This window comes from Nocardioides pollutisoli (genome assembly GCF_040045055.1).
GTDB classification, from domain to species: domain Bacteria; phylum Actinomycetota; class Actinomycetes; order Propionibacteriales; family Nocardioidaceae; genus Nocardioides; species Nocardioides tweenelious.
In genome coordinates this window covers 575,550-598,658 of sequence record NZ_JBDZDU010000001.1, presented here as the reverse complement: position 1 = coordinate 598,658, position 23,109 = coordinate 575,550, and the positions used below count along the sequence as shown (strand labels likewise).

The following is a 23,109-nucleotide window of genomic DNA, read 5'->3' as shown; positions in this document are numbered from 1 at the left end:
TGTTCGACCGGTCGTCCTCGTTGGGGGTGGCTGATCGTAGGGTGGTGCTCAGCATGAGCACCTCCATTCCTTTGCCCGGCATGCCCGCCCCCGAGGACACCGAGCCGCGCACGACGCGACGCGGTCCCACCCGAGACGAGCTGCTCGACGGGCTCAACGAGCCGCAGCGAGCCGCCGTCGTCCACGAGGGCGCCCCTCTGCTCGTCGTGGCCGGCGCCGGCTCGGGCAAGACGCGGGTGCTCACCCGGCGGATCGCCTGGCTGATCTCCGAGCGCAAGGCCCACCCGGGCTCCATCCTCGCGATCACCTTCACCAACAAGGCGGCGGCCGAGATGAAGGAGCGGGTCGAGGAGCTGGTGGGCAAGCGTGCCCGGATCATGTGGGTCTCGACCTTCCACTCCGCGTGCGTGCGCATCCTCCGCAAGGAGATCACCGCGCTCGACTTCGACGGCTCGGGCTACAAGTCCAACTTCTCGATCTACGACGCCGCCGACCAGAAGCGGCTGATGAGCCTGGTCTGCGGCGATCTCGACCTCGACCCGAAGCGCTACCAGCCCAACGCGGTGCTGCACTGGGTCTCCGACCAGAAGAACGAGCTGCGTGACCCCGAGGACGCCACCAAGGACGCGCGCAACCACCTCGAGGAGACGTACGCCGCGGCGTACACCGCCTACCAGCGGCGCCTGCGCCAGGCCAACGCCCTGGACTTCGACGACCTGATCATGCTGACGGTCCACCTCTTCCAGCAGCTGCCGGAGGTCCGCGAGACCTACCGGCGGCGGTTCCGGCACGTGCTCGTCGACGAGTACCAGGACACCAACCACGCGCAGTACGCCTTCATCCACCAGCTCTGCGCCGACAACCCGGAAGAGCTCGACGACGGCGCGGAGCGGGTCGAGCCCGCGGAGCTGATGGTCGTGGGTGACGCCGACCAGTCGATCTACGCCTTCCGTGGCGCCAACATCCGCAACATCCTCGACTTCGAGCAGGACTTCCCGAACGCGTCGTCGATCCTGCTCGAGCAGAACTACCGGTCCACCCAGACGATCCTCAACGCCGCCAACGCGGTCATCGACCACAACAAGGGGCGCAAGCCCAAGCGGCTGTGGTCCCAGGCCGGCGAGGGCGAGCGGATCGTCGGCTACGTCGCCGACGACGAGCGCGACGAGGCCCGCTTCGTCTCCGACGAGATCGACAAGCTGACCGACGAGCACGGCGTACGCCCCGGCGACGTCGCGGTCTTCTACCGGACCAACGCGCAGTCCCGGGTGTTCGAGGAGGTGTTCATCCGGACCGGCCAGCCCTACAAGGTCGTCGGCGGGGTGCGCTTCTACGAGCGCCGTGAGGTGCGCGACGCGCTGGCCTACCTGCGGATGCTCGCCAACCCCGACGACCAGGTGTCGTTGCGACGGATCCTGAACACCCCCAAGCGCGGCATCGGCGATCGCGCCGTCGCCTGCGTCAACGCCCTCGCCGAGCGCGACCGGATCACCTTCTGGGAGGCGCTGCGCCGGGCCGAGGACGCTCCGGGCCTCGCGACCCGCTCGCTCACCGCGATCCGTGGCTTCGTCAACATGGTCGAGGAGCTCCAGTCGATGGTGGCGGCCGACGAGCGGGCCGACGTGATCCTCGAGAGCGTGCTGGCCAGGTCGGGCTACGTCGCCGAGCTCGAGGCGTCTGACGACCCGCAGGACGAGACCCGGGTCGAGAACCTCGCCGAGCTCGTGGCCGTCGCCCGGGAGTTCTCCGACGACCCGGTCGCCGGGCCGTCGGCCGACCCGTCCGACGTCGATGCCGGGATCGTGGCCCCCGGGCTCGGTGACTTCCTGGAGCGCGTGGCCCTCGTGGCCGACACCGACCAGCTGCCCGACGCCACCGACGACGCCGGGGTGGTCACGCTGATGACGCTCCACACGGCCAAGGGCCTGGAGTTCCCCGTGGTGTTCCTCACCGGCCTCGAGGACGGCGTCTTCCCGCACTCGCGCTCGCTCGGCGACCAGCCGGAGCTGGAGGAGGAGCGCCGACTGGCGTACGTCGGCGTCACCCGTGCTCGGGAGCGCCTCTACATCTCCCGCGCGGTGGTGCGCTCCGCGTGGGGCGCACCGTCCCACAACCCCGGCTCCCGCTTCCTCGACGAGCTCCCGGTCGACCTGGTCGACTGGCGGCGCACCGAGGCCGCGCAGACCATGTGGTCACGACCCGACCTGAGTGGCGGCTCGTCCCGGCTCGGCACTCCCACCGACGCCGGACGCCGCAACTTCTCCTCGGCCGCGATCCGAGCCGATGCGGCCGCCCGCGCCAAGCCGGCGCGCGAGATCCCGAGCCTCGAGCCCGGCGACCGGGTCGTCCACGACTCGTTCGGCCTCGGCACCGTCGTCTCGCTCGAGGGCCAGGCCGACAAGACCGTCGCCTCGATCGACTTCGGGTCCGAGGGCGTCAAGCGGCTGCTGCTCCGCTACGCGCCCGTGGAGAAGCTCTGACGTGCTCGTTGGTCGAGTAGCGAGCGCCAGCGAGCGTATCGAGACCCGGTGAGGTCGTCAGAGTCGTCGGCTGGGTCTCGATACGCCAGTCGCGACCTCGCTCCTCGGTCGCGCGGCTACTCGACCTCGCTACGGCTGAACGCCGTGGGCGATGAGCGCCTCGTACGGGTCGACGGGGTCGCCGCCGCCAGGTCGCACCTCGAGGTGGACGTGCGGGCCGGTCACGTTGCCGGTCGAGCCGACGTAGCCGATCACCTCGCCGCCGGTGACGGTGTCGCCGACGTTGACGATGTACGACGTCTGGTGGCAGTACCAGAGCTCGGTGCCGTCATCGAGGGTGACCACGGTCTTGTTGCCGTAGGCGCCGTCGTAGCCGACCGAGGTCACCACGCCGTTGGCGACCGCGTGGATGGGCGTCCCGCTGGGCGCCGCGAAGTCGAGACCCGTGTGGTAGTGCGACCACAGACCGCTGTAGTCGCCGAAGCGTGCGGTCAGGTGGTAGTCACCCGGCAGGACCGGGGTGACCCACTGGTTGAGCCGGAGCTTGTCCGCCTGGTCCTGAGCCTGGGCCGTCAACCTCGCGAGCGCCGTGTCGCGGTCGCGCAGCTGGGCCTCGGCCTGGGCGACCAGGGTGGCGTCGCTGGCGTCGTCGAGCGCGTCGCGGCGGGAGTCGCGGCTGACCGTCTTGCGGTCGAGGAGGCTGACCTTGGAGATGGCGCTCGCGCCGCTGAGGGCGCTGGCCTGGCTGAAGCGGGGGGACTCGTCCGAGCCGAGGCTGCCGGCCGCGGTGACCGCACCGCCGGCGGAGATGGCCAGCGCGGCGATCCCGAGCAGGACCGGCGCCGAGGGCAGGCCGCGGAAGAGGGGAGCGCGGGAGGAGCTGCGGCGCGCACCCGGCTGCGAGGGGCCGGTGCGGGGCGCCGGGGCGGCGCGGACGCCGACGACGCGCGAGCTGACGTACGTCGCGGGCTGCGGCGTGGGCTCGGGAGCGTCGGCACCGAGGGTCAGCGGGAGGACGAGGGTGTTCTCGTCGTCGCGGAGGACCTCGACCGCGTCCGCCGCGGGAGTGACGACGGGGGACACGGACCGACGGCCGGGCTTCTCTGCACGACGCTTCCCGACCACAGGGGTCGAGGGGTCCGAGGGACGGCGGCCGGGGCCGCGACGTTCCGCTCGGTGGTTACCCATGAATTAGCTACTCCGCTGTTCGAGGTTCAGACGGCGAGGCCCGACTGTAACGGACGGATCACGGTGTCCGTAAAACAACGCCAGATCTTGTGCATATTTCTGGCGGGAGCCACTTCCCGAGGAGTCGTTCACCAGATCTCATCGGCCGTTGGCGACCGCGTGAGAGGCGTTCCGGACACCTTTTACCCAAACCCCTCGACGTGTCGAGCCTCACCCCTGGGCTAGCCTCCGGACATGGTCAGTGGCGAGGTCACCTCAGGCGGGTCGCAGCGGATTCGGATCGTGGTCGGCAAGCCCGGCCTCGACGGGCACGACCGGGGCGCGAAGATCGTCGCCCGCGCGCTCCGCGACGCCGGTCACGAGGTCATCTACACCGGGCTCCACCAGACGCCCGAGCAGATCGTGGAGACCGCGATCCAGGAGGACGCCGACCTGATCGGCCTCTCGGTGCTGTCCGGTGCGCACATGACCCTCTTCCGCCGCCTGATCGAGCTGCTCGCCGAGCGCGACGCCTCCGACATCGTCGTCTTCGGCGGCGGGATCATCCCCGAGGAGGACATGCCGGTCCTCGAGGAGATCGGGGTCGCCAAGGTCTTCACTCCGGGCGCGACGACCGGCGACATCACCGGGTGGGTCGCGGAGACCTTTCCCGGCTGAAACGCTCGTCCGGGGTGCCCCACGTCACGTCCACCCGGCCTCGTCGTACGCCGTGGGGCGGGTCTAGGGTGCGAGGGACACCCCTGAGCACGTGGCGGCGTCTTGCGCGCCCTGCCCAGCTCCGCAAACTAGAGACTTGGTGGATCTGTGGATCTGATGGAATTCCAGGCGAAGGAGCTCTTCGCCAAGCACGGCGTCCCGGGCACCCCGGGCATCGTCGCCAGCACCCCTGAGGAGGCCAAGGCCGCCGCCGAGAAGCTCGGCGTCTGCGTGGTCAAGGCCCAGGTCAAGGCCGGTGGCCGAGGCAAGGCCGGCGGCGTGAAGCTGGCGAAGACGCCCGACGAGGCGTTCGAGCACGCGTCGAACATCCTCGGCATGGAGATCAAGGGCCTCACCGTCCACCGGGTGCTGATCGCCCCGGCCGCGAGCATCGAGGAGGAGTACTACTTCTCCTTCCTGCTCGACCGTGCGAACCGTCGCTACCTGTGCATCGCGAGCGTCGAGGGCGGTGTGGAGATCGAGGAGGTCGCCAAGACCAACCCCGATGCCGTCAAGCAGATCCCGATCGACCCGGGCGCCGGTGTCGACGAGGCCAAGGCCCGCGAGATCGTCGCCGAGGCCGGCTTCCCGGAGGCGCTGACCGACCAGGCCGTGCAGACCGTGCTCGCCCTGTGGAAGGTCTTCGTCGACGAGGACGCCACCCTGGTCGAGGTCAACCCGCTGGCCCGTCTGGCCGGCGACAAGCTCGAGGCGCTCGACGGCAAGGTCTCGCTCGACGAGAACGCCGAGTTCCGTCACGAGGACCACGCCGAGTTCGAGGACAAGGCCGCGGCCGACCCGCTCGAGGCCAAGGCCAAGGAGATGGGCCTCAACTACGTGAAGCTCGACGGCTCCGTCGGCATCATCGGCAACGGCGCCGGCCTGGTCATGTCGACCCTCGACGTCGTCGCGTACGCCGGTGAGGCGCACGGCGGCGTGAAGCCCGCCAACTTCCTCGACATCGGTGGCGGCGCGTCCGCGACCGTGATGGCCAACGGCCTCGACGTGATCCTCAACGACCCGCAGGTCAAGAGCGTGTTCGTGAACGTCTTCGGTGGCATCACGTCCTGCGACGCGGTCGCCAACGGCATCGTCGGCGCGCTGGACATCCTCGGTGACGAGGCCAGCAAGCCGCTCGTCGTACGCCTCGACGGCAACAACGTCGAGGAGGGTCGCCGCATCCTGAACGAGAAGAACCACCCGCTGGTGACCCTGGTCGACACGATGGACGGTGCGGCCGACAAGGCCGCCGAGCTCGCGAACGCGTAAGGACGAAGACATGTCGATCTTTCTGAACAAGGACTCCAAGGTCATCGTCCAGGGCATCACCGGCGGCGAGGGCACCAAGCACACCGCGCTGATGCTCAAGGCCGGGACCCAGGTCGTCGGTGGCGTCAACGCTCGCAAGGCCGGCACCACGGTCAGCCACGTCGACGCCTCCGGCGCGACCGTCGAGCTGCCCGTCTTCGGCTCCGTCAAGGAGGCGATGGCCGAGACCGGTGCCGACGTCTCGGTGGCCTTCGTGCCGCCGGCGTTCACCAAGGACGCCGTGATCGAGGCCATCGACGCCGAGATCGGGCTCCTGGTGATCATCACCGAGGGCGTCCCGGTGCAGGACAGCGCTGAGTTCTGGGCCTACGCCCAGGGCAAGAGCACCCGCATCATCGGCCCGAACTGCCCCGGCATCATCACGCCCGGCGAGGCGCTGGCCGGCATCACGCCCGCCACCATCGCCGGCAAGGGCCCGATCGGGCTCGTGTCGAAGTCGGGCACGCTGACCTACCAGATGATGTTCGAGCTGCGTGACTACGGCTTCTCGACCGCCATCGGCATCGGCGGCGACCCGATCATCGGCACCACCCACATCGACGCCCTCGAGGCGTTCGAGGCGGACCCCGACACCAAGGCAATCGTGATGATCGGCGAGATCGGTGGCGACGCGGAGGAGAAGGCCGCGGCCTACATCCAGGCGCACGTCACCAAGCCGGTCGTCGGCTACGTCGCCGGCTTCACCGCTCCCGAGGGCAAGACCATGGGCCACGCCGGCGCCATCGTCTCCGACGGTGCGGGCACCGCCCAGGGCAAGAAGGAGGCCCTCGAGGCCGCCGGGGTCAAGGTCGGCAAGACGCCGTCCGAGACCGCCCACCTGATGCGGGAGATCCTGAAGTCCCTCTGATCCACTCCGTACGTCGACCCGCCCGAAGCGGGCGAGCTTGCGAGCTCGCCGTTCAACGTTTCGGGCGGGTCGACGTCATTTCGGGGTCGTGCGGAACCTCGCCATCGCCTCGACCACGTCCTCGATCTCCCGGGCCGTGCGGCGCCGCTCGGCCGCAGCCTCCTGCTCCGGGTGCGACCCGGCGCCGCCCTCGTTGTAGGTCGTCGCGAGAAGGACCGCGGTCCCGACCCGGACCATGTGGGTGACCTGGATCCCCGGCCGTGGCGTGCCTCGGTAGGCGTACGTCGTCGTGATCGTCCGGTGCGCGACCGTGGTGGAGCGCCGATCATCACGGGGGCCGTCCTCGGGACAGGCGGCGAAGAGGTGGAGCACCCCGCGTACGTAGCCCTGAGCGCGGTCCGCCGTCCGGAAGGCCAGCAGCTCGCGCTCCCGGAAGTCCTCGGGGTTGGTCCACCCGCCGCGCAGTCGCTCGACACCGCGGGGTGCGCCCACCTGCCGTCCGCACGCATCGAACCGCAGCGGCTTCATCGTCCGGCTGGGTCCGTGGCGTCCGTAGCCGTCGTCCTCAGCTCTGCGGTCGGGCGGATAGCCGTCGAGCAGCGGGAAGTCGTCGGGGATCGCGTGGTGGGCCGTCCGCACCGCCAGCGGTGCCGACGCGGCAGCCGGTGCGTGGACGAGAAGGGCGCACAGCAGCAGGGCGAGCAGGGTGGGCATGCAGGTGGGACTCCACCACGCGCGAGGTGGTTGCCGAGGCGTGCTGATGGCCCCGCCGGCGGCGGGGTGTGGGGCGTCAGGTTCTTCGGAGGTAGGTCTGCCCGAGGGGGCTGGTCCAGAGGAAGGCTGTGCGTCCGAGGCGTTCGTAGGTCCAGCCGCCGTGGGTCTTGAGGCGGTGGTGGCTCCGGCAGAGCGGGACCAGGTTGAGGGAGTCGGTGGAGCCCTCAGGCCATCCGACGACGTGGTCGAGGTCGCAGCGTCGTGATGGTCGGGTGCACCGTGGGAAGACGCAGCTGGGGTGGGTCTGGATCACCTGTTCCCGGATCTCTGGCGTGGGTTGATACCTGTCGGTGTGGAGGTGCTCGTTCAGGTCCAGCACCGGTCGGATGGTGACGCGGGTGTGTTCTTGTTGGCACCACTCGCCGAGCTGTTCGACGGTGATCCACGACTTGGTGTTGTCGACCCGGACGAGGCCGTCGGTGCTCGAGGTGTCGTGGTGGGTGTGGATCACCAGCTCCCGGCTGACCCCGTCGCCGAGGTGGCCCAACGCCATGGACCGGCGTACGTCCAGGGACAGGTGCGGGTGGGTGTCGAGGAGGTCGTGGGCCTTCGCGGACAGCTGGGCTTCGAAGGCGAGGGCGTCGGCGAGGTCGGTGGTGGCTTCGATGTAGACCAGCCCGTCGGTGGTGACGTCACCGAGTCGCACGTTCACGTTGCGGTGCTCGGCTTGTTCGGCGCGCTTCGCTTCGGCTTCGTCGGGGTCGAACATGTCCCGTGCATGATCCACGGCCCGGTCGATCTGGGCGTAGGAGCACCGGTGCGCGACGGATGCGACGTGGGTGTCCACGAACCCGGCCGCGTCAGCGCACAGGCCGATGGTCCTCGTGGCGACCTGGCGGGCCTTCCACACCGGAACCTCACCGCGCATCACCCGTGACCACAGGCGAGGGAGTCGGTAGCGGGTCTCCACTGCATCACCGAGGTACCGCTTCCCGGCATCGGTCGACATGCCGAGCGCCAAGGCGAGCTCAGCGACGCAGAACTCCGCGACCAGGGGTGCGCCGGGTCCGGCGATCGCGAGCTCACACTCGGTGCCGTCGACCATCGCGGCCTTCCAGATCGACTCGGCGGGGGTGCATGACTGCCCACTCGACAGCGAGGCGGAACTTGTCGATCTCCAGCTCCGTGATCGACGCATGGACGTCGCGGACAGCGTCGAGGACCCCGGTCGGGGAGTCGAGGTCTGCTGTCGTGGTCATGGTTCAACCCAAGCACTGACCACCGACAGTCAAGTGCTCAGAACCCTGTGTTTGACCGGGATGTGGACACTCTTCAGGAAATTCTCTTCGGTCGCTGACGCCTGTTGGGTGCGGGGGTTTCGAGACAGGCGCAGAGCGCCTTCCTCAACCACCGGTGACGTCAGCAGCCGGTAGCGGCGAAGACACACATCGCGTCGACGACGCCGGCCAGGCTCTGGTCGCTCTCGCCGATGATCTGCTCGAGGTACGCCGAGGTGACCGGGTCGTTGTAGCCGTCCGCCGTACGGGTCTGCACGATCACCGCGTTGCCCACGCGCACGAGCTCGGTGATCCGGAACCCGGGGGCCGGGTTGCCGTTGTGGCGGTACCACGTGACCGCGATGAGCGCCTCGTCGCCGAGTCCCAGGTCCGAGCCGGCGCCGGAGTGGATCTCGGTGACGCCGTCGCCCACGTCCTGGGGGTTGCAGCTGGTCTCGTTCGAGACCATGTCGAGGTACGTCGTGGCTTCGTCAGCCGAGGAGAAGGTCATCAGCTGACGGACGCGGGCCTCGGCCGGGTCGGTCCAGCCGCCACCGAGACGCTCCACCGTGCCGGACGGGGCCACGGAGACGTCGTTCGTGCACCCGATCACTCCCAGGGGCCCCTTCTCCGGTTTGGGGCCGTAGCGCCCGAAGTCCTTCGTCGCGGCCGTGGTGGGCAGACCGTCGAGCAGCGGGAAGTCGGCCGGGACGGTGGTGACGGCCGGCGAGCCGTCCGGGGTCGGGTCGACCGCGTTCGTCGGGGCGTCGCAGCCCGCGGCGGAGAAGACGCACATCGAGTCGACGACCGTCGCGGACTCCTGGACGACCTGGTCGGCGGTGTCCTGCGCCGGGACTCCGATCGAGTACCTCGTGGCCTGGAGGATGGCGTTGCCGGCGCGGACGAACCGGACCGCGTCGAGGTCGCCGCCGTCGCTGTAATGGTTGGCGTAGGTCAGGGACTCGCCGTCCTGGCCGGTGGTGAGCAGCTCGACGGTCCGGTCCTGGCCGTCGGTCTGGACAGCGCACGCCTGCGCCGCCGCCTGGAGGCTCAGCAGGGTCCGCTCGGCGTCCCGCTCCGTGGAGTAGAGCGCCAGGGTGTGCGTGGAGCCACCCTCGGACGCGGTGTACGTCGCCTGTCGCAGGTCCGTCGTACCGGCGGTGTCCCAGGCCATGCCCTTGCAGACGTCGGTGACCGGGGAGGCGTAGGTCGACGTCGTGTCGACCGGCGTCGGCAGGCCCTCCGCGAGCGGGAAGTCGGCCGGGATGGTCTGCTGCCACGAGGCCGACGGCGAAGGTGCCGGCTGCGGCTCCGAGGAACCCGTGTGGTCTGCCATGACGGCGAACGGCGTGGCTATCACCGCGACCGCCAGCACCCCGCCGGCGGCCGCGAGCGCGGTGTTGCGCCGGCGCAGGCGGGTGCCGCGGCGGCGTACCTCGGCTGCGGGGAGCGGGTCCATGGTGAGTCCTGGGCTGGTGAAGTTCTCGAGCTCATCCATCGGGTCAGGCATGGCTCAGTCCTTCCTCGTCTGCGAGCAACGCGGCGAGCGCCGCACGGCCGCGGCTGAGCCGGGCCTTGATGGTTCCTTCGGGTACGCCGACCTCCCGGGCCACGTCCTGGACCGGGAGATCGGCGATGTGGTGCAGCACCAACGCCTGCCGCTGCGCTTCGGGGAGCTGCTTGAGTGCGGCGACCAGCGCCACGTGGGTCTCGCTCGGGGCGGCGGTCTCGGTGGCCGCGCCGAGGGCGCGGTCAGCGGGCCGCCGGCCCCGCGACGTACGACGCCAGCGGCTGACCGCCAGGCGGTACGCCGTGGTGCGCACCCACGCCTCGGGGTGGGCGGCACGGTCGAGCTTGCGCCGATGTGCCCAGGCGCGGACGAACGCCTCCTGGACGCACTCCTGCGCCTCGTCGCGGTTGCCGATCATCGCGTAGACCTGCCCGGTGATCCGCTGGAACGACGCGACGTAGAAGTCGTCGAACTCGCGTTCGTCCATCGACCTGTGTCCCGTCTCGTGCCCGTCAGCTGGTTGCTGAATGAGTGAATGTCACCGTGGATACGCCCGAGTTCGCACCACGGTTGCACGGGATCACAGAAATTTTCGGGAGCTACGGCGCGGGCATCTCCGGGGCGCGCTCGAGGGCCCGCTCGACGAGCCCGATGAAGGCGTCGTCGGTCATCGTCACGGTCTTGTCGGGCACGAACCCCACCTGGGCGATCGCGGTCCCGTCACGGACGATGCCCATCAGGTAGCTCACCGACCTGTCGTCGGTGATCGCGGTGGTCACGTGCCACACGGACAGGTCGCGCCCGGCCTGCTTCACGTGGCGCAGGCGTTGGACCTCGGTGCCCATGTGCTTCTTCGAGCAGCCGGACAGCAAGGTGTCGATGTCCGCCACGAACGCCCGGGCCTTCGCCTCCGGCAGCGTGCCCACGGTCTCGGTCAGCCCGAACTCGTCCGGCAGCTCGGCCCCGGGGATCAGGAAGGTGCGGGTCATCGCGTTGCTCATGGCGCCGCCGAAGTCCGTCTTGTCGCAGGTGGTCGCGGCCGCGTTGTCGAGCGCCTTGCGCGGCTCGGTGCCGACCCAGGGCTGGTCGATGCCCTTCACCGGTGGCAGGTCGACCACGTCGAGCATCGCGGGAGCGGAGGCCACCGGGATCGGAGCGGTCGGGCGCGGCTTCGGGTCGCCGGAGCAGTCGCCTGCGCCCTCGAGCCCGCACAGGCCGTCGACGCCTGCGGCCAGCAACTTGGCGACCTCGGCCGGCTTCGGCGCGCCCACCGGGCCGGAGGTGCTCACGACGGTCGTCGTGTAGCGGCCGGTGCGGGCGACCCCGGCCAGCACGGTCTGCTGCGGGTCGGCCCAGGTGTGCAGCGCGAAGAGCTCCGCCTCGTCCCCGACGCCGGGCAGCTCGTACGTCGCGACCAGCTGCGCGCGGTCGTCCTGGCACCCGGCGAACCAGGCCGCGGTGACGTCGTACGCCCGTCCGGCGGTCTTCGTGGTGCGGGAGACCACCGACGTCTGCACCGTGGTGGGCTCGGGGGACTTCTTCGTCCGGGGGTCCGCCTCGAGGGTGCGCACGAGAGCGGCGTCGGCACCGGGGTCGGCGTACCTCTCCCGCTGGCACGTCATGGCCAGACCGTCGCCCTCGGCGTTGTCGTTCGTGGTGACCACGCTCCAGCCCTTGCCGGGGACGGTCCCGGCGACGGTCTCGGCGGTGAGCATGGCGTCCTCGGGCACGTCGACCGGCTCGACCGTGGGCCGGTGCGACGGGCCGTCCTGCGGCTCGATCCGCTCGCCGGCGAGCGTCGGGCGGACACCGTCGGCATCGGTGACCAGCGTTCCCGTGAGCACCAGGGCCGCTGCGGTGGCGGCGACCCCGATCACGGTGTGGGTACGCCGCCGGGCGGCGCCCGAGCGCCGGATGATCGTGGCGCGGGGCCAGGGAGAGTCCTCGACGTGGGGGCGGACCGCCTCGAGGACGGCGCGGATGCTGGTCGTCGGCACCTCGCGGTTGAGCGCGAACTGGGAGGTGGCGGTCTGCAGCTCGCGCTCGGCGTCGATCCGGGTCAGCCCGGCCTCGCGGGCCATCTCGGCGAGCGACGCGCTGGTCAGCTCCGTGGTGAGCAGCACCTTGCGCTGCGTCAGCGAGAGCTTGCCGAGGGCGTCGAGGGTCGCCTTCACCTCGGCGTCGAGGCCCTTCTCGCGGTGCCAGAGCTTGGCGGTGTGCCGGCGCTGCGCGCGGCTGGTGGCCCGGACCCGCACCCAGGCCTCGGCGTCCTCGACGCGGGAGACCTTGCGCCAGTGGTGCCAGGCGACCACGAACGCGTCACGGACCGCTGCGCGGGAGGAAGAGAGGTCGCCGGTGAGGCAGTACGTCAGCAGCAGCAGGCGGGTGCGGACGTCCTTGTAGAACTGGTCGAACTCGTCGGGCTCCCTCATGGCGGCATCCACGGTAGCCCGAGGGCGCGATCCGCGCCGAAACGGCGTGTGCGCCCCGATCCTGCGCCGCGACCGGGTGATGATGGTTCGACCATGACCTCGCTGCTCCCCGGATCCTTCGGTCCGACCACGGCCGCCCCCGGCCGGAGCAGCACCGACCCCCGGCACCGCGCTCCGCTCCTCCTGGTCGCGACCCTGGGTGGTGCAGCCGCGGCCGCCGCCACCCTCCTGATCTGCCTGGCGTTCGGAGTCGTGGGCTGGTTCCTCGCCGATGCAGGCGCACACGGAACCCCACGCGACGGTCTTCGCGTGGGGGCGCTCGGCTGGTTGCTGGCCCACGGCTCCGGTATCCACGTCTCCGGCGTCGCCCTGACCGTCGTCCCTCTCGGCATGACGGCGCTCTGCGCCTGGACGATCTGGCGCGTCGGCCACCGCGTCGGCGACGCGATCTCGGGCCACGGCCCCGACGCCGACCGGATCGCCGACGGCGAGCGCGACTGGACGGTCGCGGTCGCGACCACCGCCTTCACCCTGGGGTACGTCGTCGTCGCGGTCGTCACGAGCAGCCTCGCGGCCACGCCCGAGACGGCGCCGTCCACCGCGCGGGTGATCGGGTGCACGCTGGTCCTCTGCCTGGCCTTCGGCCTCTCCGGCATCGCGACCGGCTCCGGCCGGCTGGCGATCTGGGCGGCGTTCGTCCCGAGCTGGCTGCGCGCGGCCCTGGCCGGGTCGCTGCGCATCCTGGGCTGCTTCCTCGCGGTGTCCGCCGCGGTGTTCCTCGCGGCCCTCGTCAGCGACTTCGGCGCCGCGGTCAACGTGATGTCGCGACTGCACACCGGCGCGGGCGACGCGACCATCTACACCGGCCTCACCGCGACCCTGGTCCCCAACGCGGTCGTCTTCACCAGCAGCTACCTGCTCGGTCCCGGCTTCCTGGTCGGCACCGGCACGCTGGTCTCGCCGACCCTGGTCTCGCTCGGGCCGGTCCCGATGTTCCCGCTCCTGGCGGCGCTGCCCGACAGCGGGCCGACGCCGGCCTGGACCGCCTACCTCGTGGCGATCCCGCCGCTGGTCGCCGCGCTCGCCGCCGCCTGGGCGCAGCGCCGCAACCCCACCCTGCGGTGGGAGGAGGGCGTGATGCGCGGCTGCGTCGGCGGCGTCCTCGCCGGCGTGCTGCTCGGCATCCTCGCCCTGGTCGCCGGGGGAGTGGTCGGCCCCGGCCGGATGGCCGACGTCGGCCCGGCTGCAGGCGACGTCCTCGTCCACGCGGTCACCGCCTTCGGGCTCGGCGGCGCGGTCGGTGGTGTGCTCATGACCTGGTGGCAGCGGCGCACCCTAGACTCCGGCGAGTGACTGCCCGCCTCGTCGTGCTCGTGTCGGGTTCCGGCACCAATCTCCAGGCGCTGCTCGACGCGTGCGCCGACCCGGCGTACGGCGCCGAGGTGGTCGCCGTGGGTGCCGACCGCGGCGACATCGAGGGGCTGAGCCGTGCCGAACGGGTCGGCGTGCCGACGTTCGTCCTCAAGGTCGGCGACTTCGCGACCCGCGAGGCCTGGGACGCCGCCCTGGCCGAGTCGGTGGCGGCGTACGAGCCCGACCTGGTGGTCCTCGCCGGCTTCATGAAGCTGGTCGGGAGCGCCTTCCTCACCCGCCACGGCGGCCGCGTGGTCAACACCCACCCGGCGCTGTCGCCGTCCTTCCCCGGCATGCACGGGCCCGCCGATGCCCTGGAGTACGGCGTCAAGGTCACCGGCGCGACCCTCTTCGTGGTCGACCCCGGCGTCGACACCGGGCAGATCGTCGCGCAGACCGTGGTGCCCGTCGAGGACGACGACACGGTCGAGTCGCTGCACGAGCGGATCAAGGTCGCCGAGCGGGCGATGCTGGTCGACGCGGTGGGCCGGATGGCCCGCGAGGGGTTCGTCGTGACGGGCCGTCGGGTCCGGATAGGGTGACCTCACACGACTGGCGCAGGTGGGTGACCACCAGGGAGTGAAACGTCGGGAGCATCGACCGCCTGGGTGCTCCTCCACGTGAGCAGGAGACCCTTCCATGTCTGACCACCGCATCCCGATCCGCCGTGCGCTCGTCTCGGTCTACGACAAGACCGGGCTCGAGGAGCTCGTCCGGGCCCTCCACGAGGCCGGCGTCTCGCTGGTGTCGACGGGCGGGTCCGCCAAGCTGATCGAGGGCCTCGGCGTCCCCGTCACCAAGGTCGAGGACCTCACGGGCTTCCCCGAGTGCCTCGACGGACGGGTCAAGACGCTGCACCCGAAGGTGCACGCCGGCATCCTCGCCGACCGTCGCCTCGACACCCACGTCCAGCAGCTCGCCGACCTCGGCGTCGAGCCGTTCGACCTGGTGGTGTCGAACCTCTACCCGTTCGTCCAGACCGTCGCCTCGGGCGCGACCCCCGACGAGTGCGTCGAGCAGATCGACATCGGCGGTCCGTCGATGGTCCGTGCGGCCGCCAAGAACCACCCGTCGGTCGCGATCGTCACCTCCCCCTCGTCGTACGCCGACGTCCTGACCGCCGTCGCCGAGGGCGGGTTCACGCTCGAGCAGCGCAAGCGGCTGGCTGCCGAGGCGTTCGTGCACACCGCGGCGTACGACGTCGCCGTCGCGTCCTGGATGGGCAGCGTCCTGACCGACACGTCCGAGGGCGAGGGCTTCCCCGCGTGGGTCGGCGGCACGTGGGACAAGTCGGCGGTGCTGCGCTACGGCGAGAACCCGCACCAGAGCGCCGCGCTCTACCTCAACGGTCACGGCACCGGCCTGGCCCAGGCGGAGCAGCTCCACGGCAAGGAGATGTCCTACAACAACTACCTCGACTCCGACGCGGCCCGGCGCGCGGCGTACACCTTCACGGAGCCGGCGGTCGCGATCATCAAGCACGCCAACCCGTGCGGCATCGCGGTCGGCAGCGACGTCGCCGACGCCCACCGCAAGGCGCACGCCTGCGACCCGGTCTCGGCGTTCGGCGGCGTGATCGCCACCAACGTGCCGGTCTCGGTGGAGATGGCCGAGCAGGTGGCCGAGGTCTTCACGGAGGTCGTCGTCGCCCCGGCGTACGACGCGGGCGCGGTCGAGATCCTCGCCGCGAAGAAGAACATCCGGCTGCTGGTCTGCGAGCCGCTCGGCCGCGGCGAGGTCGAGATGCGCCCGATCTCCGGCGGCCTGCTGATGCAGCAGCGCGACTACGTCGACGCCGACGGTGACGACCCGTCGACCTGGACCCTCGCGACCGGTCAGGCCGCCTCGGACGAGGTGCTGGCCGACCTCGCCTTCGCCTGGCAGGCCTGCCGCTCGGTGAAGTCCAACGCGATCCTGCTCGCCAAGGACGGCGCCTCGGTCGGCGTCGGCATGGGTCAGGTCAACCGGGTCGACTCCTGCAAGCTCGCCGTCGAGCGGGCGGGGGAGCGGGCCCCGGGCTCGGTCGCCGCGTCCGACGCGTTCTTCCCGTTCGAGGACGGCCCGCAGGTCCTCATCGACGCCGGTGTCTCGGCGATCGTCCAGCCCGGCGGCTCGATGCGCGACCAGCTCACCATCGACGCCTGCAACGCGGCCGGGGTGACCATGTACTTCACCGGCACGCGCCACTTTTTCCATTGAGCCACGGCGAAGCCGGGGCGTCCGATGGAAAGGTCGAGTGCGCCCGCGACCGAGGGACGAGGTCGCGACGGCGTGTATCGAGACCGACTGCCCGACAGGTCTCGATACGCCGCCTCGTTCCTCGGCGGCTACTCGACCACCGAGCAAGAAGCAGTGAAAGGATGCGGGCGTGACTGCACAGAAGCTGGACGGCACCGCCACCCTCAAGGCCATCAAGGCCGACCTCACCGAGCGGGTCGCCGTCCTCCGGGAGAAGGGCATCGTGCCCGGCCTCGGCACGGTCCTGGTCGGCGACGACCCGGGCTCGCACTGGTACGTCGGCGCCAAGCACAAGGACTGCGCGGAGATCGGCATCGCGTCGATCCGGGTCGACCTGCCCGCGACGGCGACCCAGGCCGAGGTCGAGGCGGAGATCGACCGGCTCAACGCCGACCCCGCGTGCACGGGCTTCATCGTGCAGCAGCCGACCGGGCTCGACGAGTTCCGGCTGCTGTCGCGCGTCGACCCCGACAAGGACGTCGACGGGCTGCACCCGGTCAACCTCGGCAAGCTGGTGCTCGGTGAGCGCGGCTCGCTGCCCTGCACGCCGATCGGGTGCATCGAGCTCCTGCGGCGCCACGGCGTCGAGCTCAACGGCGCCGAGGTCGTCGTCGTCGGCCGCGGTCTGACCGTCGGTCGGCCGATGGGCCTCCTGCTCACCCGGCGCAGTGAGAACTCCACGGTCACGCTCTGCCACACGGGCACGCGCGACCTGGCCGCGCACACCCGCACCGCCGACGTGATCGTCGCGGCGGCCGGCGTACCCAGCATCATCACCGCCGACATGGTCAAGCCCGGCGCGGCCGTGCTCGACGTCGGTGTCTCGCGCGTCGACGGCAAGATCGCCGGCGACGTCGACCCGGACGTCTGGGACGTCGCAGGCTGGGTCTCGCCCAACCCCGGCGGGGTCGGCCCGATGACCCGCGCGATGCTGCTCTCCAACATCGTGGCGGCCGCCGAGCAGACGGCTCCGTGACCGAAGCCGTGTCCGACTTCGAGCCCGAGCAGGACGACCCGGAGGTCGAGCCGATCTCCGCCGAGGAGATGGGCTCGGAGCACCTCGACGACGAGGGACGCCGCTACCCGTCGACGATCGGCGGCGCGTTCTACCTCGCGGTGCTCGCGGTCTCGGCGATCGCGATCGGCATCGTCACCACCGGGGCCTGGCGGGCCGGCATCCGCTGGTTCGGCGGCGCGCTGGTCTTCGCGGCCCTGATCCGGGTCGTGCTCCCGGCCAAGGACGCCGGCATGCTCGCCGTACGTCGCCGGTGGTTCGACTGCCTGCTGCTCGCCGGGGTGGGCGTGGCGCTGATCGTGCTCGCCAGCTCGATCCCCGACCAACCCCTCTAAATCAGCCGAGTCGGCGCAGTGTCAGCCTGACACTGCGCCGACTCGGCGTTGCTCAGATGAGGCCGAGCTCCGTGACGGCGGAGCGCTCGTCGGCCAGCTCGGCCGTGGACGCGTCGATCCTGGCGCGGGAGAAATCGTCGATCTCGAGGCCCTGGACGATCGACCAGTCGCCGTCCTTGGTGGTGACCGGGAAGGACGAGATCAGGCCCTCGGGGACGCCGTACGAGCCGTCGGAGACGACGGCCATCGAGACCCAGTCGTCGGCCGGCGAGCCGAGCAGCCAGTCGCGGGCGGCGTCGACGGTCGCGGACGCGGCCGAGGCGGCCGAGGACGAGCCCCGGGCCTCGATGATCGCGGCGCCGCGCTTGGCGACGGTCGGGATGAAGGTGTTCTCGACCCAGTCCTGGTCGCCGACGACCTCGGCGGCGTTGCGGCCACCGATCTCGGCGTGGAAGACGTCGGGGTACTGCGTCGCGGAGTGGTTGCCCCAGATCGTCATCTTCTTGATGTCGGTCACGGCGGCACCGGTCTTGGCGGCCAGCTGCGAGATCGCGCGGTTGTGGTCGAGGCGGGTCAGCGCCGAGAACCGCGACTGCGGGATGTCAGGGGCGTTGGTCATGGCGATCAGCGCGTTGGTGTTGGCCGGGTTGCCGGTGACACCGATGCGTACGTCGTCCGCCGCCACCTTGTTGAGGGCCTTGCCCTGGGCCGTGAAGATCGCGCCGTTCGCCGACAGCAGGTCGCCGCGCTCCATGCCCGGGCCGCGCGGGCGGGCGCCGACGAGCAGGGCGAGGTTGACGCCGTCGAAGATCGTGTCGGCGTCGTCGCCGATCTCGACGCCGGCGAGGTTCGGGAAGGCGCAGTCGTCGAGCTCCATGACGACGCCCTCGAGCGCCTTCAGCGCAGGGGTGATCTCCAGCAGCCGCAGCTCGATCGGGCGGTCGCCGAGCAGCGACCCGCTCGCGAGGCGGAAGAGGAGGCTGTAACCGATCTGACCGGCGGCACCGGTGACGGCCACCTTCAACGGGGTTGAGCTCACGACGACTCCTTGATCAGCACGATGAGGGTTCCGCCGCCCGACGCTAGCAGCGCGTCCGGGCCCTGGGATGCTGGGGTCCATGACGATGAGGGCGACGGCCGCAGCGGTCGCCGTGCTCGTCGGCCTCACCGGGCTGACCGGTTGCGGCACCTCCGGCCAGCCCAGTCCTCCGTCCGGTGTCGACGAGCTGGTCATCCCGACGCCGTCTCCCGAGCCCTCCGACTTCGTCAGCCGGGTCGACAACCCGTGGTTCCCGCTCGTGCCGGGCCGCACTGCGACGTACGACGTCGCCGACGTGGTCGGCACCCACACGCAGACGGTCACCGTCGAGGCGGGCCCGGAGATCGACGGTGTCGCCACCACCGCCCGGGTCACCACGGAGCGGAGCGCCCGGGTCACCGACTGGTTCGCCCAGGACACCGAGGGCAACGTGTGGTGGTTCGGCCGTGACGGTGTCTGGCAGGCAGGGGCGGACGGTGCCGAGGCCGGCATCGCGATGCTCGCCACCCCGCGGGTGGGCGACGGCTACCGGACGGCGTACGAGCCGGGGACCGTCGAGGACGTCGTGACGGTCACCGCCGTCGACCCCGTCCAGACGTCGAGCCGTTCCGACCTGGAGCCGGGGGTGACCCACGACAGCACGTACGAGCGCGGGGTCGGCCTGGTGCTCGACGTCGTCGTCGGCAGCGGCTACCGGACCGTTCGGCTCCGCCAGGGCTAGCTAGCTCGGCGGGCGGATCTGGGTGCCACCGTCGCCGGCCTCACCCTCGGGGTAGCCGGGGGACTGCTCCTCGGCCGCGGGCGGCGCCGCCTGCTCGGCCGCCTGCTGGGCGCGCCACTCCTCCGGCGTCTGGCCCACCGGGTGCCACTGCTGGCCGACCGGGTCCCACTGCCAGCCGTCCTGGATGATCGGCTCAGCGGCCGGGGCCTGGGTGTAGCCGGCGGCGGCGCCGGTCTCCTGGTTCCACTGCTGCTGGTACTGGTCCGGTGCGGCGTAGCCCGGCACCTGCGCGGCCGTGCGCGGACGGCTGAAGGTGATGCCCGAGCCGGGGACGACGTCGCCGACCCGGCCGAAGAGGACGGGGTAGACGAGGCCGGCGATCGCGGCGCCCACGAGCGGCGCCAAGATGAAGAGCCACAGCTGCTGGATCGAGTCCCAGCCGGCGAAGAGGGCGGGTCCGATCGAGCGGGCCGGGTTGACCGAGGTGCCGGTCGCGGGGATGGCGACGAAGTGGATCGCGGCGAGCGTGAAGCCGATGGTCAGCGGTGCGAGCGACGGGTGCTCGTTGCGCTCGTCGGTGACCGCCAGGATCACGGTCACGAACACCGCGGTCATCAGCAGCTCGAGGAGGAAGGCAGCCCACCAGGCGTAGCCGCTGCCCTGGTCGCCGAAGAAGTTCTGACCCATGTTGCCGTGACGGTCCCAGCCGTCGAAGCCCTGCATCAGCACGAAGAGCGCGAGTGCGCCGGCGATCGCGCCGACCAGCTGGGCGACGACGTAGAGGAGCACGTCGCGCCACGAGATCCGGCCGCTGACCGCCGCACCCACGGAGACGGCGGGGTTGAAGTGGGCGCCGGAGACCCGGCCGAAGGCGTAGGCCATCACCATGACGGCCACGCCGAAGGTCAGGCCGACGGTCGTGATGGTGCTCGTCGCCCCGGTCTGGGTGGCGTAGACGACCGAGCCACAGCCGAAGAAGACCAGGACGAAGGTCCCGACGACTTCTGCGGTGAGCTTCTGCTGGATCGTGGAGTCGGCCATGGCAGCACTGTAACGCCGTCACGGCCGCGTTGCCCGGACCGCGACCGAGTGCGAGGGTTGGTCGATCGGACCCGTCAGGTATCTTGACGTCAAGGAATCCACCCCAGCTTCAGGAGTCGTCGCGCATGGCCAAGATCATCTACACGCACACGGACGAGGCGCCCCTCCTGGCGACCTACTCCTTCCTGCCGATCATCGAGGCGTACGCCGCCAAGGCCGGTGTCGACGTCGAGACGCGCGACATCTCGCTGTCGGGTCGGATCCTCGCGCAGTTCGGCATCGTCGACGACGCGCTCGCCGAGCTCGGCGACCTGGCCAAGCAGCCCGAGGCCAACATCATCAAGCTGCCCAACATCTCCGCCTCGATCCCGCAGCTCAAGGCCGCGATCAAGGAGCTGCAGGAGCAGGGCCACGACATCCCCGACTACCCCGAGAACGCCCAGTCGGACGAGGAGAAGGCGACCGTCGCGAAGTACGACAAGGTCAAGGGCTCCGCGGTCAACCCGGTCCTCCGCGAGGGCAACTCCGACCGCCGCGCGCCGCTCTCGGTCAAGAACTACGCGAAGAAGCACCCCCACCGCATGGGGACGTGGTCCGCCGACTCCAAGACCAACGTCGCGACGATGGGCAAGGACGACTTCTTCTCCAACGAGAAGAGCGTCGTGATCCCGGCCGACGACACGCTGACCATCAAGCTGCTCGGCGCGGACGGCGCCGAGACCGTGCTCAAGAAGGACATCAAGGTCCTGGCCGGCGAGGTCGTCGACGGCACGTTCATGGACGTCGCCGCGCTGCGCCGCTTCCTCACCGAGCAGATCGCCCGGGCCAAGGCCGAGGACGTGCTCTTCTCCGCCCACCTCAAGGCCACGATGATGAAGGTCTCCGACCCGATCATCTTCGGCCACGTCGTGCAGGCGTTCTTCCCGACCCTCTTCGAGCAGTACGGCGAGCAGCTGGCCGCCGCGGGTATCTCGCCCAACGACGGCCTCGGCGCCCTGCTCAACGCGGTCGGCAACCTGCCGGAGGGCGACGCCATCAAGGCGGCGATCACCGCCGGCTTCGCCGACGGCCCGGCCGTCGCGATGGTCGACTCCGACAAGGGCATCACCAACCTGCACGTGCCGTCCGACGTCATCATCGACGCCTCGATGCCGGCCATGATCCGCACGTCGGGCCACATGTGGGGCCCCGACGGCGAGGAGGCCGACACCCTCGCGGTGATCCCGGACTCGTCGTACGCCGGCGTCTACCAGACCGTCATCGACGACTGCCGCGCCCACGGCGCCTTCGACCCGTCCACGATGGGCTCGGTGCCCAACGTCGGGCTGATGGCCCAGGCGGCCGAGGAGTACGGCTCGCACGACAAGACCTTCGAGATCCCGGCCGCCGGCACGGTCCAGGTCGTCAACGCTGCGGGCGACGTGCTGATCGAGCACGCCGTGCAGCCGGGCGACATCTGGCGCGCCTGCCAGACCAAGGACGCCCCGATCCGCGACTGGGTCAAGCTCGCCGTCACCCGCGCCCGCGCGTCCAGCACGCCGGCCGTGTTCTGGCTCGACGAGGCCCGCGCCCACGACGCCAACCTGATCGCCAAGGTCAAGGAGTACCTCCCCGAGCACGACACCGACGGGCTCACCATCGAGATCATGGCGCCGGCCGAGGCCACGGCGTACTCCCTCGAGCGGATCCGCAAGGGCGAGGACACCATCTCGGTCACCGGCAACGTGCTGCGCGACTACAACACCGACCTCTTCCCGATCCTCGAGCTCGGTACGTCGGCCAAGATGCTCTCGGTCGTCCCGCTGATGAACGGTGGCGGACTGTTCGAGACCGGCGCCGGCGGCTCGGCGCCCAAGCACGTGCAGCAGCTCATCAAGGAGGACTACCTGCGCTGGGACAGCCTGGGCGAGTTCTTCGCGCTGGCCGCGTCCTTCGAGCACCTCGCCGGCTTCGCCGACAACCCGGGCGCGAAGGTCCTCGCCGACACCCTCGACAAGGCCACCGGCACGTTCCTCGAGAACGACAAGTCGCCGACGCGTCGCATCGGCGGCATCGACAACCGCGGCTCGCACTTCTACCTCGCGCTCTACTGGGCGCAGGAGCTCGCGCAGCAGACGGCCGACGCCGAGCTGGCGAAGGCGTTCGCCCCGCTGGCCGAGAAGCTGGCCGCTGCCGAGGACACGATCGTCGCCGAGCTCAACGGCGTGCAGGGCCACCCGGCCGACATCGGGGGCTACTACCGTCCCGACGACGCCAAGGCCGAGGCCGTGATGCGCCCGTCGAAGACGCTGAACGAGGCGCTCGCCTCCCTTGGCTGATCCCATGCCCGAGCAGGAGCCCGTCGAGGCCGACAGCAGCTTCGACCGCTGGTCGCAGCCGCCCGTGATCGGGACCCGAGGACTCGTCCTCGCGGTCCTGGTCCCGGTGCTGCTCGCGGCCGGCGCGTTCGGCATCGTGTCCTGGAAGTCCGAGGGCACCGAGACCCAGGCGACCGTCATCCGCGTGCCCACGGGCGACTGGATCCCCGGTCAGGCCGTCGGCACCGAGACCATCCGCGGCGCGCTGTCGGTCGACAGCCGCCAGTGCGTCTACCTCGAGACCGAGGACGCGAAGGAGCTGTGGCCGGTGTGGCCGGCGGGCTTCATCGCCCGGCTGGGCTCCGACGGCAAGGTCAGTCTGTACGACGGCAAGGACCACCTCGTCGCGCGCGACGGGGAGACCATCCAGGCGTCGGGCACCTTCACCTCGGCCTCGGCGTACGTCGGGGAGCCCTGCCTGCCCAGCGACGACAAGGTCGCGGCGGTGCAGTCCGAGGTGACCGCGGTCGGCTGACG

Annotated in this window: 21 protein-coding genes and 1 riboswitch; of the genes, 12 read left to right on the top strand and 9 right to left on the bottom strand. The window is 70.8% G+C overall.

Going from position 1 to position 23,109, the window contains the following annotated elements; translation table 11 throughout:
* The first annotated feature begins 53 nt into the window (after window positions 1-53).
* Entirely contained in the window at window positions 54-2,480 is a 2,427-nt protein-coding gene (pcrA, locus tag ABLE68_RS02870) for a DNA helicase PcrA (RefSeq protein WP_425475604.1), read from the top strand.
* A gap of 129 nt (window positions 2,481-2,609) precedes the next feature.
* Here the strand turns inward: pcrA and ABLE68_RS02865 are convergent, their stop codons facing one another.
* Window positions 2,610-3,563, bottom strand: a complete 954-nt coding sequence (locus ABLE68_RS02865) for a peptidoglycan DD-metalloendopeptidase family protein (protein WP_348869663.1) — start codon at window positions 3,561-3,563, stop codon at window positions 2,610-2,612.
* A gap of 339 nt (window positions 3,564-3,902) precedes the next feature.
* Between ABLE68_RS02865 and ABLE68_RS02860 the strand changes: the two genes are divergently transcribed.
* From ABLE68_RS02860 to sucD, 3 genes are all read left to right on the top strand, one after another.
* The gene (locus ABLE68_RS02860; RefSeq protein WP_348869662.1) at window positions 3,903-4,325 is read left to right on the top strand and encodes a cobalamin B12-binding domain-containing protein; all 423 of its coding nucleotides are present in this window, start codon (window positions 3,903-3,905) and stop codon (window positions 4,323-4,325) included.
* 147 nt (window positions 4,326-4,472) lie between these two features.
* On the top strand, window positions 4,473-5,633 hold the full coding sequence (gene sucC / locus ABLE68_RS02855) for an ADP-forming succinate--CoA ligase subunit beta (RefSeq protein ID WP_348869661.1): 1,161 nt from the start codon (window positions 4,473-4,475) through the stop codon (window positions 5,631-5,633).
* A 10-nt stretch (window positions 5,634-5,643) separates the two neighbouring features.
* Window positions 5,644-6,540, top strand: coding sequence for a succinate--CoA ligase subunit alpha (sucD, locus tag ABLE68_RS02850; protein WP_348869660.1), 897 nt, complete (start codon window positions 5,644-5,646; stop codon window positions 6,538-6,540).
* A gap of 75 nt (window positions 6,541-6,615) precedes the next feature.
* Here sucD and ABLE68_RS02845 read toward each other — a convergent pair whose 3' ends face one another.
* From ABLE68_RS02845 to ABLE68_RS02820, 6 genes are all read right to left on the bottom strand, one after another.
* On the bottom strand, window positions 6,616-7,254 hold the full coding sequence (locus tag ABLE68_RS02845) for a hypothetical protein (RefSeq protein ID WP_348869658.1): 639 nt from the start codon (window positions 7,252-7,254) through the stop codon (window positions 6,616-6,618).
* Window positions 7,255-7,330: 76 nt separating this feature from the next.
* Complete coding sequence (locus ABLE68_RS02840) at window positions 7,331-8,359, bottom strand: HNH endonuclease signature motif containing protein (RefSeq protein ID WP_348869657.1); 1,029 nt, start codon at window positions 8,357-8,359, stop codon at window positions 7,331-7,333.
* Window positions 8,337-8,513 (bottom strand): hypothetical protein, encoded by a 177-nt coding sequence (locus tag ABLE68_RS02835; protein WP_348869656.1) that lies wholly within the window; start codon window positions 8,511-8,513, stop codon window positions 8,337-8,339. The genes ABLE68_RS02840 and ABLE68_RS02835 overlap by 23 nt, the downstream gene beginning before the upstream one ends.
* 160 nt (window positions 8,514-8,673) lie before the next feature.
* Window positions 8,674-10,041, bottom strand: a complete 1,368-nt coding sequence (locus tag ABLE68_RS02830; RefSeq protein ID WP_348869655.1) for a hypothetical protein — start codon at window positions 10,039-10,041, stop codon at window positions 8,674-8,676.
* Window positions 10,034-10,528 carry an RNA polymerase sigma factor gene (locus ABLE68_RS02825; RefSeq protein WP_348869654.1) on the bottom strand — a complete coding sequence of 165 codons (495 nt, stop codon included), beginning with the start codon at window positions 10,526-10,528 and terminating at the stop codon, window positions 10,034-10,036. Before ABLE68_RS02825 ends, ABLE68_RS02830 begins: the two co-directional genes overlap by 8 nt.
* A 112-nt stretch (window positions 10,529-10,640) precedes the next feature.
* A complete protein-coding gene (locus ABLE68_RS02820; RefSeq protein ID WP_348869653.1) occupies window positions 10,641-12,473 on the bottom strand; it encodes a SigE family RNA polymerase sigma factor in 1,833 nt (610 codons plus the stop codon).
* 93 nt (window positions 12,474-12,566) lie between these two features.
* Between ABLE68_RS02820 and ABLE68_RS02815 the strand changes: the two genes are divergently transcribed.
* The 5 genes from ABLE68_RS02815 (at window position 12,567) to ABLE68_RS02795 (ending at window position 17,474) form a co-directional block, all read left to right on the top strand.
* Window positions 12,567-13,826 (top strand): cell division protein PerM, encoded by a 1,260-nt coding sequence (locus ABLE68_RS02815; RefSeq protein ID WP_348869652.1) that lies wholly within the window; start codon window positions 12,567-12,569, stop codon window positions 13,824-13,826.
* Window positions 13,823-14,428 (top strand): phosphoribosylglycinamide formyltransferase, encoded by a 606-nt coding sequence (gene purN / locus ABLE68_RS02810; protein WP_348869650.1) that lies wholly within the window; start codon window positions 13,823-13,825, stop codon window positions 14,426-14,428. Before ABLE68_RS02815 ends, purN begins: the two co-directional genes overlap by 4 nt.
* A riboswitch (ZMP/ZTP riboswitch) is annotated at window positions 14,425-14,503 on the top strand. It overlaps the preceding gene by 4 nt.
* A gap of 22 nt (window positions 14,504-14,525) precedes the next feature.
* Complete coding sequence (gene purH, locus ABLE68_RS02805; protein ID WP_348869649.1) at window positions 14,526-16,085, top strand: bifunctional phosphoribosylaminoimidazolecarboxamide formyltransferase/IMP cyclohydrolase; 1,560 nt, start codon at window positions 14,526-14,528, stop codon at window positions 16,083-16,085.
* A gap of 169 nt (window positions 16,086-16,254) precedes the next feature.
* Complete coding sequence (locus tag ABLE68_RS02800; RefSeq protein WP_348869648.1) at window positions 16,255-17,100, top strand: bifunctional methylenetetrahydrofolate dehydrogenase/methenyltetrahydrofolate cyclohydrolase; 846 nt, start codon at window positions 16,255-16,257, stop codon at window positions 17,098-17,100.
* Complete coding sequence (locus ABLE68_RS02795) at window positions 17,097-17,474, top strand: DUF3017 domain-containing protein (RefSeq protein WP_348869647.1); 378 nt, start codon at window positions 17,097-17,099, stop codon at window positions 17,472-17,474. Before ABLE68_RS02800 ends, ABLE68_RS02795 begins: the two co-directional genes overlap by 4 nt.
* 52 nt (window positions 17,475-17,526) lie before the next feature.
* On the opposite strand, the gene ABLE68_RS02790 is transcribed toward ABLE68_RS02795, so the two are convergent.
* On the bottom strand, window positions 17,527-18,513 hold the full coding sequence (locus ABLE68_RS02790; protein ID WP_348869646.1) for a malate dehydrogenase: 987 nt from the start codon (window positions 18,511-18,513) through the stop codon (window positions 17,527-17,529).
* A gap of 79 nt (window positions 18,514-18,592) precedes the next feature.
* On the opposite strand from ABLE68_RS02790, the gene ABLE68_RS02785 reads away from it, so the two are divergent.
* On the top strand, window positions 18,593-19,234 hold the full coding sequence (locus ABLE68_RS02785; RefSeq protein WP_348869644.1) for a hypothetical protein: 642 nt from the start codon (window positions 18,593-18,595) through the stop codon (window positions 19,232-19,234).
* On the opposite strand, the gene ABLE68_RS02780 is transcribed toward ABLE68_RS02785, so the two are convergent.
* A complete protein-coding gene (locus ABLE68_RS02780) occupies window positions 19,235-20,275 on the bottom strand; it encodes an MIP/aquaporin family protein (protein ID WP_348869643.1) in 1,041 nt (346 codons plus the stop codon).
* Between the two features lie 125 nt (window positions 20,276-20,400).
* Here ABLE68_RS02780 and ABLE68_RS02775 point away from each other — a divergent pair, with 125 nt between their 5' ends.
* Both ABLE68_RS02775 and ABLE68_RS02770 read left to right on the top strand, forming a co-directional pair.
* Window positions 20,401-22,593 (top strand): NADP-dependent isocitrate dehydrogenase, encoded by a 2,193-nt coding sequence (locus tag ABLE68_RS02775; protein ID WP_348869642.1) that lies wholly within the window; start codon window positions 20,401-20,403, stop codon window positions 22,591-22,593.
* A 4-nt stretch (window positions 22,594-22,597) separates the two neighbouring features.
* Entirely contained in the window at window positions 22,598-23,107 is a 510-nt protein-coding gene (locus ABLE68_RS02770) for a hypothetical protein (protein ID WP_348869641.1), read from the top strand.
* Window positions 23,108-23,109: the final 2 nt, after the last annotated feature.

What these genes read in the sequence shown, in the direction of transcription:
- pcrA (WP_425475604.1), top strand. Translation starts at nt 54, where the DNA reads ATGAGCACCTCCATTCCTTTGCCCGGCATGCCCGCCCCCGAGGACACC.
- ABLE68_RS02860 (WP_348869662.1), top strand. Translation starts at nt 3,903, where the DNA reads ATGGTCAGTGGCGAGGTCACCTCAGGCGGGTCGCAGCGGATTCGGATC.
- sucD (WP_348869660.1), top strand. Translation starts at nt 5,644, where the DNA reads ATGTCGATCTTTCTGAACAAGGACTCCAAGGTCATCGTCCAGGGCATC.
- ABLE68_RS02845 (WP_348869658.1), bottom strand. Translation starts at nt 7,254, where the DNA reads ATGCCCACCCTGCTCGCCCTGCTGCTGTGCGCCCTTCTCGTCCACGCA.
- ABLE68_RS02840 (WP_348869657.1), bottom strand. Translation starts at nt 8,359, where the DNA reads ATGGTCGACGGCACCGAGTGTGAGCTCGCGATCGCCGGACCCGGCGCA.
- ABLE68_RS02835 (WP_348869656.1), bottom strand. Translation starts at nt 8,513, where the DNA reads ATGACCACGACAGCAGACCTCGACTCCCCGACCGGGGTCCTCGACGCT.
- ABLE68_RS02830 (WP_348869655.1), bottom strand. Translation starts at nt 10,041, where the DNA reads ATGCCTGACCCGATGGATGAGCTCGAGAACTTCACCAGCCCAGGACTC.
- ABLE68_RS02825 (WP_348869654.1), bottom strand. Translation starts at nt 10,528, where the DNA reads ATGGACGAACGCGAGTTCGACGACTTCTACGTCGCGTCGTTCCAGCGG.
- ABLE68_RS02820 (WP_348869653.1), bottom strand. Translation starts at nt 12,473, where the DNA reads ATGAGGGAGCCCGACGAGTTCGACCAGTTCTACAAGGACGTCCGCACC.
- ABLE68_RS02815 (WP_348869652.1), top strand. Translation starts at nt 12,567, where the DNA reads ATGACCTCGCTGCTCCCCGGATCCTTCGGTCCGACCACGGCCGCCCCC.
- purH (WP_348869649.1), top strand. Translation starts at nt 14,526, where the DNA reads ATGTCTGACCACCGCATCCCGATCCGCCGTGCGCTCGTCTCGGTCTAC.
- ABLE68_RS02785 (WP_348869644.1), top strand. Translation starts at nt 18,593, where the DNA reads ATGACGATGAGGGCGACGGCCGCAGCGGTCGCCGTGCTCGTCGGCCTC.
- ABLE68_RS02780 (WP_348869643.1), bottom strand. Translation starts at nt 20,275, where the DNA reads ATGGCCGACTCCACGATCCAGCAGAAGCTCACCGCAGAAGTCGTCGGG.
- ABLE68_RS02775 (WP_348869642.1), top strand. Translation starts at nt 20,401, where the DNA reads ATGGCCAAGATCATCTACACGCACACGGACGAGGCGCCCCTCCTGGCG.
- ABLE68_RS02770 (WP_348869641.1), top strand. Translation starts at nt 22,598, where the DNA reads ATGCCCGAGCAGGAGCCCGTCGAGGCCGACAGCAGCTTCGACCGCTGG.